Origin of the sequence: Mycolicibacterium austroafricanum (assembly GCF_000612725.1) — a bacterium.
Classification (GTDB): Bacteria; Actinomycetota; Actinomycetes; order Mycobacteriales; family Mycobacteriaceae; genus Mycobacterium; species Mycobacterium austroafricanum.
The window spans coordinates 496750-509678 of record NZ_HG964454.1; the positions used below are offsets into that span (position 1 = coordinate 496750).

9 protein-coding genes are annotated in these 12929 nt (G+C 64.5%); 5 read left to right on the top strand and 4 right to left on the bottom strand.

All coding sequences use genetic code 11. The annotated features are described in order from the left end of the window. Positions 1–312 precede the first annotated feature (312 nt). The 4 genes from BN976_RS19345 (at position 313) to BN976_RS19360 (ending at position 6760) form a co-directional block, all read left to right on the top strand. Positions 313–3867, top strand: a complete 3555-nt coding sequence (locus BN976_RS19345; protein ID WP_051558501.1) for a GTPase — start codon at positions 313–315, stop codon at positions 3865–3867. After that, positions 3860–5467: a GTPase domain-containing protein gene (locus tag BN976_RS33280; protein ID WP_158498037.1), complete on the top strand. Its 1608-nt coding sequence runs from the start codon at positions 3860–3862 to the stop codon at positions 5465–5467. The genes BN976_RS19345 and BN976_RS33280 overlap by 8 nt, the downstream gene beginning before the upstream one ends. 148 nt (positions 5468–5615) lie before the next feature. Next, the gene (locus BN976_RS19355) at positions 5616–6161 is read left to right on the top strand and encodes a hypothetical protein (RefSeq protein WP_235622082.1); all 546 of its coding nucleotides are present in this window, start codon (positions 5616–5618) and stop codon (positions 6159–6161) included. Further along, a complete protein-coding gene (locus tag BN976_RS19360; protein ID WP_235622083.1) occupies positions 6158–6760 on the top strand; it encodes a hypothetical protein in 603 nt (200 codons plus the stop codon). Before BN976_RS19355 ends, BN976_RS19360 begins: the two co-directional genes overlap by 4 nt. A 996-nt stretch (positions 6761–7756) precedes the next feature. Here the strand turns inward: BN976_RS19360 and BN976_RS19365 are convergent. The 4 genes from BN976_RS19365 to BN976_RS19380 form a co-directional block, all read right to left on the bottom strand. Beyond that, positions 7757–8305, bottom strand: a complete 549-nt coding sequence (locus BN976_RS19365; RefSeq protein ID WP_036372954.1) for a hypothetical protein — start codon at positions 8303–8305, stop codon at positions 7757–7759. Positions 8306–8368: 63 nt separating this feature from the next. Next, complete coding sequence (locus tag BN976_RS19370) at positions 8369–9670, bottom strand: TrpB-like pyridoxal phosphate-dependent enzyme (RefSeq protein ID WP_036372957.1); 1302 nt, start codon at positions 9668–9670, stop codon at positions 8369–8371. Between the two features lie 127 nt (positions 9671–9797). Then, complete coding sequence (locus BN976_RS19375) at positions 9798–10658, bottom strand: MurR/RpiR family transcriptional regulator (protein ID WP_011780136.1); 861 nt, start codon at positions 10656–10658, stop codon at positions 9798–9800. 5 nt (positions 10659–10663) lie between these two features. After that, positions 10664–11458, bottom strand: a complete 795-nt coding sequence (locus tag BN976_RS19380; protein WP_011780135.1) for a class II glutamine amidotransferase — start codon at positions 11456–11458, stop codon at positions 10664–10666. A gap of 128 nt (positions 11459–11586) precedes the next feature. Here BN976_RS19380 and BN976_RS19385 point away from each other — a divergent pair, with 128 nt between their 5' ends. Continuing rightward, a complete protein-coding gene (locus BN976_RS19385) occupies positions 11587–12915 on the top strand; it encodes a type I glutamate--ammonia ligase (protein ID WP_051558503.1) in 1329 nt (442 codons plus the stop codon). Positions 12916–12929 lie beyond the last annotated feature (14 nt).

The window sequence follows — 12929 nt, forward strand, 5'->3', positions numbered from 1 at the left end:
CGGCGATATCGGTCATCGCCAGCGCGATCTCCTCCGGCAACTCGGGCAGAGCGGCAGCATCGATCGTGTCAGCGAGACGAACAGTAGGTACGGTCTTCATGGCGGTCCCTTACTCCTTCTTCGAGGTGTACTTGGCGGTTCACCCGAAGACCTACCATCAGGCAGGCCTCAGGTGAGGGACCGTCACCTCAAATTCCACGAAGAACGGGACAACCTCGCGGCGATTCGGATGCCCTGATAAGCGAGTTCGCCCAGTTCCGGCGGCGTTTTGCCGACGAGCTATCGGGCCATCTGGCTGAGCAGTCCAAAGTCTTGTCGACCTTTAACATCGCGTTCTTCGGCCGCACGGGTGCCGGCAAGAGCACGCTGTTGTCGGCTTTCGGTGAGTTGAACGGCGACGCTGTATCGCCCTTTGGAGAGTCGGACTGGACGACTGCCGTTGAAGCCATCCCGTGGCGCGGCTGCCGACTCTACGACACGCCCGGAATCAACGGTTGGGGCGGCCGCAAGAGTCGCGATGAACTGGAGGCCACCGCTCGCAAGGCAGTCGAAATCGCCGACGTCGTCTTGCTGTGTTTCGACACGCAGAGTCAGCAGGCCAGCGAGTTTGCGAAAGTCGCAGATTGGGTGACCCACTACGGCAAGCCGGTCGTTGCCGTTCTCAACGTTCGCAACCCCCGTTGGCGCCATCCGGCTCGGGTGCCCAGCCAGACTGCTCGGCGCAACATGTCCGAACCGGTCGCGCAGCACGCCGAGAATGTTCGTATGGAATTGGCCAACATCGGCCTCGACGATGTGCCAGTCGTCGCTATCTCCAGCCGAAGAGCCCTGTTCGCCCGCGCCAGCGCTCCGTACCGAGGTCCCGCTGAGCAGAACTTTCACGACGACCGCGACAGGTACGGAATCGACTACTTGGCTCGCTGGTCGAACTTCGCGGCCTTGGAGAGCGTGTTGACTGCGTGCATCACTGCGGGCGGGTCGCAACTGCGACTGAAGTCGCTCCGGGAGGGCATCCGCGCCCGCCTCATCGATGAAGCCAGGTCGTTGGATGAACTGCGGCTACGTATCAGCGAACGAGTCGGCGAAGTCGACCGGCTGACGCAGAAGTATCTGGATGTACTTGGCTACCTCGAAGCCGAGGAGCGTACACGCGATCTGCATGACGACATCTGGCAGTCCGACCTGCTAACGCTCGCCGAGAACGCCCGACGCAAACGGTACAAGGCACCGCACGACGGGTCCTTGGTTCGGCAGGTTCGTAACCTTGTCAAACCACACCTTGCCGAAGCCCGCAGCAACGCGCTGCGACGGTACAAAGACCTGGAGCATCAGGCGTTCCGCGAGGGCAAGGCGATTGATGCTGAGGTCTTCGCCGAGCTGGTATTCGATGACGGGGAACTCGCGGCGGCACTCGATCGAGTGTGTGCTGAAGCGGCGGTTTTCTTGGAACGTGAACTGTCGCTGGCAGGTGTGGAATTACGTCAGCGCGTAGCTGCGGAGTACGGAAAAGCCGGTTTGAGCGGCGACGCCGGCGAAACAGCCACCCTGTTCGCGAACTTGCTTCGGGGTGGTGGCCTGGTGGGAGGAATCGGCTCAATTGCGGTTCCGCTTCTCCTATTCTCCAACCCCCTTGGGTGGGCCGCGGCGGCCGCCGGAGTCGGCATCGGTGCGGCGGCCGCCGCACTGCAATGGGCCGGGGGCAACAAGGGTCGCGATGCTGTGCGGCAGAAGGCCGAAGCGCGGGCGAAAGCAGCCCGTGAAGGACGGCGGGCCATCCACGAAACCTTCGACGAAGTTGAGCGTCAATTTGCTTCGGGCGCCGCGGCTTCGGCGTGGACAGCCGCCGCCCCGCTACTGCGCCCGGTCGTGATCGAACTCATCACTCTCACCAACCTGAACAACGACATCGGCACTCTCACCACGCGCCTTCGCGCGGAAGCAACATCGATCGCGCAGACTCCGCCCCTTCACTTCTCCGAATCGGCCTCCCGCTTACTGCAAGTCATCCGAACCGAAGGCGACGCACCTCGCCTCAAGAATTTCCTACTCGGTGAGGACTGGTACGACCATTACGATTCCAGTGAACCTTGCTGCAGCACAACAGATGCAATGGAACTCTGTCAGCAACGTAACGACGTGGATGCCGACTCGCTACGACGTGCCATTCGACACGCATTCGCCCAGCCGGATACCGCATCCGTTCAAGCGTGGCTACGGCGTGCGGCGGACACAGGCGTAGCCAACGATGGCTTCGTGGGGGTGACCGATATCGCCTCCCCTCCCCCGCATCCAGCGGTCGTCGTTGCCGGCGACTACAGCGCTGGGAAATCCTCCTTTATCAAACGAATCTTCACTGAATTCGGCATCGAGGCGCCAGAGTCACTGCATATTCGCGCGGATGCGACAACTGACCAGGTACACCGCTATCCGATGGGGCGTGTCGACATCGTCGATACGCCGGGATTCCAAAGTCGACACGCCGACCACGATGACGTGGCCCTAACCGGCGTCCGTGATGCCGCGCTGGTAATCGTCGTGCTGCATGTGAACCTGCTCATCGGCAACACCGCAGCCTTACAAGCGATCGCAAACGGAACGTCGACCGCTGTCGGGAAATGGCCGCGCATGCTGTTCATCGTCAACCGCTGCGACGAGTTGGGCGTCGACCCAATGGACTCCCCCGCCGAGTACTTCAATCGCCGCGACCGCAAACTTGCCGAACTCGCCGCGGCGCTGCAATCCCGCGACATCGAGGTGGACACCACGCATATCCACGGTGTCGCGGCCGACCCATTCGGAAGCGTAGGCGCGCAGTTACCGGTCACCGCAGGTGATTACGATGCCAACAGTGCCTGGGACGGAATTGCTCCGCTGATTGCCGCGCTGCAGGGATGGGCCGACGAAGACCTGACACACGCCACCACACTTGCCGGATTCGACAACGCCTGTGCGGCGCTCCTCACGCTGCGAGAGGAAACCTGCACAGATATCGCGGCCTACCGCACAGAGGACGACAAACACGATTCGCTCATCGCGGCCATGGACATCTGCCTTGAAGACGCCGACTACCTGCACCGGACTCTGGAACACGAACTTGATACGGTGCTCGCTCCCTCCATTACGCAGGCCGTCGCCTGCATCCGGGCAGTCAATATCGGTGACGAGCAGGGTCTGGCCGAAGCGATCAATTCTTGGCGCAGTGCCGAAACCGAGGACGAAGTAAAGAGATTCATGGCAACGGCAACGGCAAAGGTCAATGACTGGTCGGCGATGCATGTGTCTGCGATCAGTCGTGAAGAGGGCGCAGCTGGGTTTGACGCCAACCTGGACCTGCCGGGCGCGGCATCAGTAGGCGGTGTCGGTGATGCCGTAGGGCAGGCAGCCGGGGTGGCTGGCTCGATAGCGAAGGTCGGCGCTCAATTGGGAAAGGCGCTGGGTAACCGCGAAGCAGCTTTGCGAATCGGCCATTTCTTTGGTCACAAGTTCAGACCATGGGGCGCAATCAAAGCCGGCAGAGCGGTCGGGCGGGTCGGAGTCGTGTTCGGCGTTGTTGCAGTCGCCGCTGATGGAGCTGACTGGGCCCTCCAAGCGAAAAAGGCGCGGAATTGGGACGATAAACGCGATGCTGCTGTGGACCAGGTCGAGTTGGACAAGCGCGACGCCATGCAGCTGTTGCTGGCCGAAGCAGACGGGCCATGGGCCTACCTGAACGAACGCACCGAACAGGTCCGGCTTCTTCGGGGGCAGTACCAAGAACGTCAGCATGCTGCACAGCTTGAGACCGAGCGGTTGGAGCGGAGACTCCAGGTTGTCGACGACCTGATCGCTGAATCAGATGGATTACGAAAGGCCGTCGCAAATGGGTGAACCTATCGATATCGAGGCCGCCAAGGCGTGGCTGCATGCGGTGCCTGGCGGCGCAGTAGGGGAAGGCTTGGATCAAAGGTGGCGAGATTTCGCAGCTATTGGTGACCCCGTCGTGACGATCTACGGTTCGTACGACACCGGGAAGAGCTCGCTTCTGCGCCGTTTGCTCATTGAGTTCGGGCAGGAGGTGCCGGCGTGGCTCACGATTAGTGCACGACATGAGACTTTTGAGGTCAATCAGATTCATGCTGCCGGTTGCCTGTTGCGTGATACACCCGGATTTGTCTCGGGGGGCACCGATGCTCGCGCAGAGATGAACACCGGACTTGCATCGGATGCCATCGCGCTGACCGACGTCGCCATCGTCGTGGTGCCGCCACAGCTAGCCACTGCTGAGTACCCTGAGCTACGCGAACTGGTACAGCAAGATTGGGCACCGGGGTCCCTGTGGTTTGTGATTTCACGCTTCGATGAAGCGGGGATTGACCCCGACGATGACCCGCACGGTTACCGTGCGCTTTCCGAACACAAAGAAGGTGAACTCAGAGCTGCCTTAACTCTTGATGAAAGCGTTCCGGTCTACGTGGTCTGCCAGGATTTCGCTCAGATGGTAGGTACGGAACGTAACCCTGATCCAAGCGTCTGGGACGAATCACGTAGCTGGGACGGAATTTCAGAACTGGTCGCTGCGATCACCGCTCTCGGAAGTCACACGAAGTCTGACATCAGACAAGCTGCTGCACAAAGATTTTGGGGCGATTCGGTTCACCAAGTCCTACATCAGTTGCGTAAGGAACTCGGAGCGCACCTGGAGAACGCCGCCGTCAGCGACGAAGGTGAGCACCGACGGGCGTCATGGCTGGCACAATTGGACACCTTGGCCCGTGCCGCCGAGGCGGATTTGCGTGGCAGAGTGTCGGCGGCTGTCGCCGATGCCGTTGACAGTCCCGATCCGGCGCAGAGTTTCGCGCAAGCATTGAAAACATCTATCGGCGCCTGGCACGCCGCCGCCAAACGCGATATCGACAAGCTGTTACGCAGCATCGGGGACACGGTCACGACCGAACGCGCACGCCCGGACTGGCAGCGGTTCGAAGACCTGGCCGGCAAACTGCGGCCGGAATCGCCTACAAGTGAGTACACCGCTGATGATGACCTCGTCTTTGCCCCGGTAGTGCGCCAAGTTGGCGATGCGGTTCTGAATGCACTTCGGCACTATGAGCAGAGTCGCGGTCTGAAGTTGAGCTCAGCGGGCACCGGCGCTGCCGGGACCGCGTCCGGAGTCGACCGGATCGCGGCTGCCGCGGCCGGCGTGTCCGTCATCGCAGAGTTGGCCGTCATTGCAGAACAGTTCGCCAACCGACAGCACGCAGCGAAGGCCGCAATCCAACAGCGCGCAGAACTCCAGTCCGAACTTGTTAAAGCAGGCGATGAGGCAACCGCACTGGCGCTCAAGACGCTCAACGAGCTCGCCGATGAGGCCCGCCAACGGATCAACGACGCTACTGCTGACCAAGTTGATCTCCGCGATGGCTTACGCCGCCTGGTCGGGGAACTGCGCAGCCACATAGCATCCGGCGAGGCGCTGCTTTCCAACTGAAAGAAGATTAGATAACTTCGGGGGTCTATCCGAATTCAACCGCAACTGGCAGGGCAACAGGGCAGCTTCTCGATGCTGACCACGCCTGCCCTGCCAGGGACCAACGGAGGGAGGCCGGCGCAGTGGTTCCGCCCGGGAGGGGACGCGATTGATTGACGACGTTGGTGGCGAGCGGCTGGGACGGCGGGAAAAGCCAACGCCACACGACTACTTCGACAGTGTTCCCAACTACGACGACCCTCTTCCCGACTACACAAGGTTGGCCCGCGAAATCGGACACAGCATCGCCGCCACCCGACCGCCGAATGTCCTGGCGCACAACGGCCGGGCATTCTGGAAGCTCACCGACGCCAACAGTGGAGCACTCGCCTGGCTTGCATTCACCCGGCCAGATGCGCGGTCGGCCTTGGCCCGGCGCAAGGTGTGGACACTGATCCCGCACCTGCAGGAATTCGTGGCGAACTGGTTCGTGAGCGTCGACCACGAGCTCACCGATCAGAACCAGTGGATACACACGAACATCGACGTTTATGAGGCGCGCGAACTGGCACTACTGGTGCCGCAGCCAAACGTCGAGGACATCAAGCGGACCACCCGACCCGAAGCGGTGCTGACCCTCGACGACATCGACCGGCACAAAGTGACGACCGTACTGGGCAAGGGAACTACTCAAGCGATGAAGGCACGGCGATGACTCACTTGGACAAACAGGAATTTCTCGCCTGGGCGTACGACGACCTACTGACCAACACCACCCGCGGAGTGCTGGCCGAGTACATCGTGGCCACAGCACTCGGCATTCGCGACACGAAGCGCGTCGAATGGGATCAGTACGACCTCGAGATCGACGGTGTCAAGGTAGAAGTGAAATCAGCTGCATACGTGCAAACGTGGAAGCAACCTCAGCTATCGAAGATCGCGTTCGGCATCCGCCCCGCGAAGGGCTGGGACGCCCGCACCAACACCTCTGCCACCAGCGCGCAGCGAAGCGCCGACGTGTACGTCTTCTGTCTGCTCGAAGGTGAGGACCGTGAACGTATCGACCCGCTCGATGTCACGCAATGGACCTTCTACGTGCTGCCCGCCAGCGAACTCGACCGAAAAGTTCCGGCGCAAAAGACGATTCGTCTCGGATCGCTGATCGCCCTCGGTCCGCAACAGTGCACATACGACGGGCTCAAGGACGCCATTGGGAACGTATCGCCACGCGCCTCTACGGAGACTCCCGGCGAGTTACCGACGCAAAGCGACTCGATGATCCACCCTGGTGCGTCGGGAGGCACTGTTATTTGAGTGCCTCCTCGGTGTGAGGGGGCCGCTGACAACGGTAGTAAGGGCTTCGGCCCAGTCCGGTGTCAGGTCCTGGCAGTAGCCATTGGGTCGCTCACGGTTGCAGGAAGTCACCCCACCAAACAGTCTGTGACGCTGCCGCTCGAACCCCAAGGGAAGACTCTCGTCGCCGTGGGCCAGTTCAAGGGGTTGTTCTCGAGGCCATGTCCGACACTCTCAGGTCGTTCTGGAATCTGTCCGGCACTCTCACACCGTTGCGGACAAATCGTCTCGATTCAGTCCACAACTATTTGAGAGCACCCACGTAGGCGCACTGCCCTACTCTCAACTAATCGCGGATCGGACATCGGACGCCGACACCGACATTGGCGGCCACCCTGAGTCTCGAACGTCTACCTCCAGCCTCACGCTGTAACTTTTGGATCCGCCCGGGCGGGACGCTTCTGGCGGACCCACCGACATAGGTCCGCGGTCGCCGGCGCCGCCCAACGCGCGCGTCATGTGGCGGCTGCCGGCGGAGCTCGCCGCTCCACATGAACCCCTCGGCGCCATCCCGCCCGATCGTCTGAATATGTCACTGTGACGAATTGACAGTGCCCGACTTGGACGCAATTCCCCAGCGATGCAACGGCATCTGGGACTTCGGGTCGGCTGCGCACGCCCGCTGGTCGCGGCGATCAGCGGCGGCGTCCGCATCGCGCGACCCTGTGGATCGATCCGGCCATAGCGGTGCCGTACATGTCGCGGACCACGGCCCCATGGAAAACATGCACGCGCGCACACGCCGGCAACCGGTGCATGGACACAATCCCCCGGCACTCGACACTGCGCAGCCCCCACGCCCCGTCCTACGTAGACCAAACCGTCACAGTGACGAATTGTAGCCACCGGTGCGGGCACTCTATTCACCGGTGCTACAACGACATACGGACGATATCGACCGCACGTAGGTCGACGTAGCCACGCGCCACCACTGCCGGACTTGCTCGCGGCGACGAGTCACTTCCGATCGGGACGGTGCGGCCGCGCGCACGGCGGCGGCCAGATGATCGTGGCGCCGCTCTCGCGGACACCCCACCTGCGCTTCAAGGGCTGCCGCATGTCCGGGTGCGAATCCTTCACCGGGGTGATCGCCACCGAGACCCACACCGCCGTGAGCGCGGCCGCGGCCACCGCGGACGCACCGGTCGAGGTCGTCAGGATTGGGCCCGCCGAGCCGGTACGGCACCACCAGAAGGCGCCGAGTCCGACGACCGTCGACACCCCTGACAGATAGGCCGCCGCAACACACCACCCGAACCGGTGACGTCGCAGCGAGACCGCTGAACAGATCGCGGCACCGGCGCCCAGTACGGACGCGGCCAGCGGTACACCCCCGTCGTCATGGCCCATCGCCCACGCGGTGATCCCGGTCACGATCAACACCGTGGCCGCTACCCGCGCTACGCGACGCGCCCACAGCGGCACATAGACCTCGTTTAGCACCCGGTGTTCGATCTGCTTGAGGGTCGCCTCGATCGACTGGTCGCGCGACCACAGACGGAACACTGGCTCACCTCGTCAACAAACTGCCCGGCGCCTCAAGAATAGTCGCGCCGGCAAACCGCCTGTTCAGAACTTGCCGTCGAGGTACTCCGCGTAGGCCGGCAGATCCAGCTGGCCGTGCCCGGACAGTCCGATCACCACGACCTGCTCACGCGGATCATCGGCGACGTGCGCGGCCGCGGCCGCGATGGCATGCGTCGACTCCGGTGCCGGCACGATGCCCTGGGTCCGCGCGAACTGCACACCCGCGGCGAACGCGTCGTGCTGTGAGATCGCCACGCCCTCGACAAGGCCGAGCTCGACGGTGTGGCTGAGCGCCGGCGCCATGCCGTGGTAGCGCAAGCCTCCGGCGTGGATCGGGTCCGGCACGAAATCCATGCCGAGCGTGTGCATTTTGAGCAGTGGGGTGAGCCCAGCCACGTCTCCGTGGTCGTAGCGGTACTCGCCCCGGGTGATCGACGGGCATGCGGTCGGCTCGGCGGCGACGATCCGCGGGTTCGACCGGCCGTGGATCTTCTCCCGCAGGAACGGGAACGACAGCCCGGCCAGGTTGGAACCGCCTCCGGCGCAACCGAAGACGACGTCGGCGCCGTCCGGTTCTACCAGTGCCAGCTGCGCGACGGCTTCCTGGCCGATGACGGTCTGGTGCAGCACCACATGGTTCAGCACGCTGCCCAGTGCGTAGCGCGCCTCTGGGTCGGCTGCGGCGACCTCGACCGCCTCGCTGACCGCCATGCCGAGGCTGCCGGTGGTGTCCGGATCCTTGGCCAGGATGGCGCGGCCGGCCTCCGTAAGCGTCGACGGGCTGGAGTGCACCGTGCCGCCGTATGTCCGGATCAGATGCCCGCGATAGGGCTTGGACTCGTAGGAGGCGCGGACCTGCCACACCTCGACCTCCAGGCCGAACTGGGCCCCGGCGAACGACAGGGCGCTCCCCCACTGTCCGGCGCCGGTCTCGGTGGTCAGCTTTCGCACGCCGTCGATGTGGTTGTAGTAGGCCTGCGCCACCGCCGAGTTGGTCTTGTGGCTGCCGACGGGGCTGACACCCTCGTACTTGACGTAGATGTGGGCCCCGGTGTTCAGGGCCTTCTCGAAACGCCGGGCGCGGATCAGCGGAGACGGCCGCCACATCGCGTAGATCTCCCGTACCTCCTGGGGGATCTCGATGTAGGTCTCGCTGGCCACCTCCTGCGCGATCAACGCGCTGGCGAACAGAGGCGCGAGGTCATCCGGGCCGACCGGTTCCCTGGTGCCGGGATGCAGGTGCGGCGGGATCGGCTCGTCCAACTCGGCCGCCAGGTTGTACCAGTGCGTCGGAACCTTGACGGTGACAAGGTCCGGATGGGTGGCGTCGAGCTGATCCGTCATGCCGGACACCCTAACGGTCGAGTGGGCCGGGCAGAAATGTGCTGGTCAACCGGCCACCAATGTGCCTGCGCAATAACACTTTCGATTCTCCAGACCGCACGCCGTGGCGGTCTGACCCGGTCTCGCCTCATGGCAGCACTTCGCCGCGCCGGCGCTCCTCCCACAGAGCCATCCGCGTCCGCGCCGGTTCCCCGATCGCGTCCATCACCAACGGGATCAGCAACTCGGCCAGAAGGAACCCCGCCGACATGCTCTGGTACACGGTTCCCACGGTGCTCGACGCCGCCAGCACCACCTCGGCGTCGGGAGCCACGGGACACGCCATGTCATCGGTGATCAGCAGCAGGGTCGCCCCCGCGCGGTGCACGTCCGCCGCGAGCTCTGCCGCGCTGCGGTGATACCGGTGGTAGTCGAACAGCACCACGACGTCGCGTCGGGTGAGGTCCATCATCGTGCCGAGGTCTTTGCCCTTCGGGTCCGACAGCAGCCGGACGCCGGGCCGCAGCTGCTCGAGATGGGCGGCCAGATACACGGCGAGCAAGTGGGAGAACCGACCGCCGTGCAGGTGCAGCGGGCGAGACGCGTCGGCCATCAGCGCCACCGCGGCTTCCAGCATGGGCGCGGGCAGCCGCGCCAGTGTCTCGTCGGCCCGCGCGTTCTGGGCGCGGGCCTGCTGCAGAAGACGGTCGAGCTGACTGCCTGCGCGCGGGGCGTCGGCCAACCGCGTCAACGGACCGCTCGACTGCTGGGTGAGTTCGGCCCGCAGCGCCACCTGCAGGTCGGTGAATCCGTCATAGCCCAGCGACTGCGCAAAGCGCAGGACCGTCGGTGGGCTCACCTCAGCGCGTTCGGCGAGCCGGGCGGCACTGGCCAGACCTGCGCTCGGATAATCCGCCAAAAGGGCGCGCCCCACCCGGCGTTCGGCGCGACTGAGCCCGGCCAGCGCGGCATTGGTGCGCGCCTCCACCGTCTCGCTCCGTTCGTCCATGCCGATCAATCTGCCATGATCGGCACTACCGTCATCGACAAGTCGTCCAGCGCGACCGATGCCACGCTCTCGGGCGGCAGCGGGCTCCAGTCCAGATCGCCGAACCCCGTGGAGCCGATCACCACGGTCGCGTCGTCGGGCCGCGCCACTCGCAGGGAGAAGTAATCCTCGAGATGTTCGACGGGTAGGTCGGTCGCACTGATCTCCTCGATATCCTCGTCGAGGAGCACGCTTCGAGCGTGCGCGTGGACGGCGATCAGCTGGCCCTCCCCCAGAATCAGCGCGTTGAGGCTGGCCTCGGGATACATCTGCCGCAGCTCGGCGACGGCCCGCCGGACTGATTCGACCAGATCGGGTGCCGAGCGCCGATGTTGGCGTATCAACGCGAAGTACCGCTCACTGTCCGTGGTGCCGCGCAACGTCGACACCACGCGCGGTTCCAGCAGCGCATCGAGTGCGGCCATCGGTTTGATCGAACCGTTGTGGGCCATCGCCACCCCGTCGGCCGCGAATGGGTGCGAGTTCTCCGGCTGCACTGCCAGCCCATTGGTCGCCCAGCGCAAGTGCACGACCGACCCGCGGGCGGGCTCCTTGACCGCAGTGCCGAAACGCGTGTCGTCGAGGGCGCTGTCGGCCGAAACGTCCACCCGGGGCGTGTCATCGGCGCCGACCGCCGACGCCACTCCCCATCCGTCGCCATGGATCTTCGTCAGGGCCAGGAAGTCCGTGAGCACGGTCTCACCGACGGCGTCGGCCACCGAGACCGGCAGGGTCGACGCCACACCCAACAGCCGGCACATCCGCATCCCCATTTCGTCCGATGAAGCGATCTAATGAATCGATCATAAACGGCGTGAATTAAAGACGCTGAAACATTTATGACATAGCGTGATTCTCAACAACCCACCGCTGGAGGAGTTCATTGCCCATGGAACACCCCGATCCCGGCGTCGACGTCGGTCACCTCCGTGCCGAAGGCGTGGCCATCATCGCGGGATCGGTCACGGACCTGGCCGGCGTGACCAGGGCCAAATATGTGCCCGTGGCCCGGTTGGGTGCCTTCGCGCGTTCGGGCATGGGGGTCTCGCCCTCCTGGAGCGTCTTCTGTGTGGACAGCGGCATCGCGTTCACCCCCACCATCGGCGTCGCCGGCGACCTGCGTATCCGCATCGATCCCGAGGATCTTCGCGTCGTCGATGCCGGCGTCGCCTGGGCGCCCGGCACCCTGAACGACCAACACGGCCATCCGGCGCCGCTGTGCATCCGCACTCTGCTTTCGCGGGTCGAACGCGCCGCCGCTGACCGCGGCCTCGACGTCCGCATGGGCGGAGAGCTGGAATGCACCATGCTCTCGGCCGACGGGGGTCCTGCCACCACCGAACCGTGGTCGCCCTACGGCATCAGGACCTCGCTGGACCGGTCGGCGTTTCTCGTCGACCTGGCCACCTCGGCCGAACGTGCCGGGCTTCCCCTCGAACAACTGCACACCGAGTACGGCCACGATCAGCTCGAGGTGTCCCTGGCGCCGGACACACCCACGGCGGCCGCCGACGCCGTCATCCTGGCGCGCATCGTCCTCGGTCGCGTCGCGGCGCGACACGGTCTGCGGATCTCGTTCTCCCCGGTGCCGTTCGAAGGTGCTGCGGGCAACGGCGCGCACCTGCACCTGTCGTTGTCCGACGCCGACGGCCCACTGCTGTCCGGCGGGGACGGTCCGCACGGCCTGCGCACCGCCGGCGCGCAAGCCATCGCGGGTGTGCTCGACACCCTGCCCGACCTGATCGGCGTCTACGCCGGCTCCGCGGCATCGGCGCTACGGCTCAAACCCGGCAACTGGGCCGGCGCGACGGCGTGCTGGGGGCTGGAGAACCGGGAGGCCGCCGTGCGGTTGATCGCCGCCACCCCCGGAAACCCCCACGGCGCCAACACGGAACTCAAACTGATCGACGCCAGCGCCAACCCCTATCTGGCCGCCGCGGCGTTCCTCGGCAGCGCGCTGCGCGGCATCGGTCGCCACCTCGAACTGCCCGAGGAGATCCCCGAGAACCCGGCACAGTCCGGTGTCGACACGCCCGCGCTGCCGCTCGGCCAGCGCGAGGCGCTCGACGCGATGGAGACCTCGGACGTCGCCGCTGAACTTCTCACCCCCGCCATCGTCGAAGCCCTTGTCGCCGTACGTCGTTACGAAAGCAAGACCTTCGGCGGCCTGCCCCCTGCTCAGATCTGCGACGCTCTACGGCTCGCCTGGACCTGCTGATCGCTGTGAAGGAG

Coding starts and splice junctions, on each gene's coding strand:
- BN976_RS19370 (WP_036372957.1), bottom strand. CDS start 9,670: ATGACGGATCAGCTCGACGCCACCCATCCGGACCTTGTCACCGTCAAG.
- BN976_RS19380 (WP_011780135.1), bottom strand. CDS start 11,458: ATGTGCCGGCTGTTGGGTGTGGCGTCGACCCTGCCGGTCTCGGTGGCC.
- BN976_RS19375 (WP_011780136.1), bottom strand. CDS start 10,658: ATGGACGAACGGAGCGAGACGGTGGAGGCGCGCACCAATGCCGCGCTG.
- BN976_RS19385 (WP_051558503.1), top strand. CDS start 11,587: ATGGAACACCCCGATCCCGGCGTCGACGTCGGTCACCTCCGTGCCGAA.
- BN976_RS19360 (WP_235622083.1), top strand. CDS start 6,158: ATGACTCACTTGGACAAACAGGAATTTCTCGCCTGGGCGTACGACGAC.
- BN976_RS33280 (WP_158498037.1), top strand. CDS start 3,860: ATGGGTGAACCTATCGATATCGAGGCCGCCAAGGCGTGGCTGCATGCG.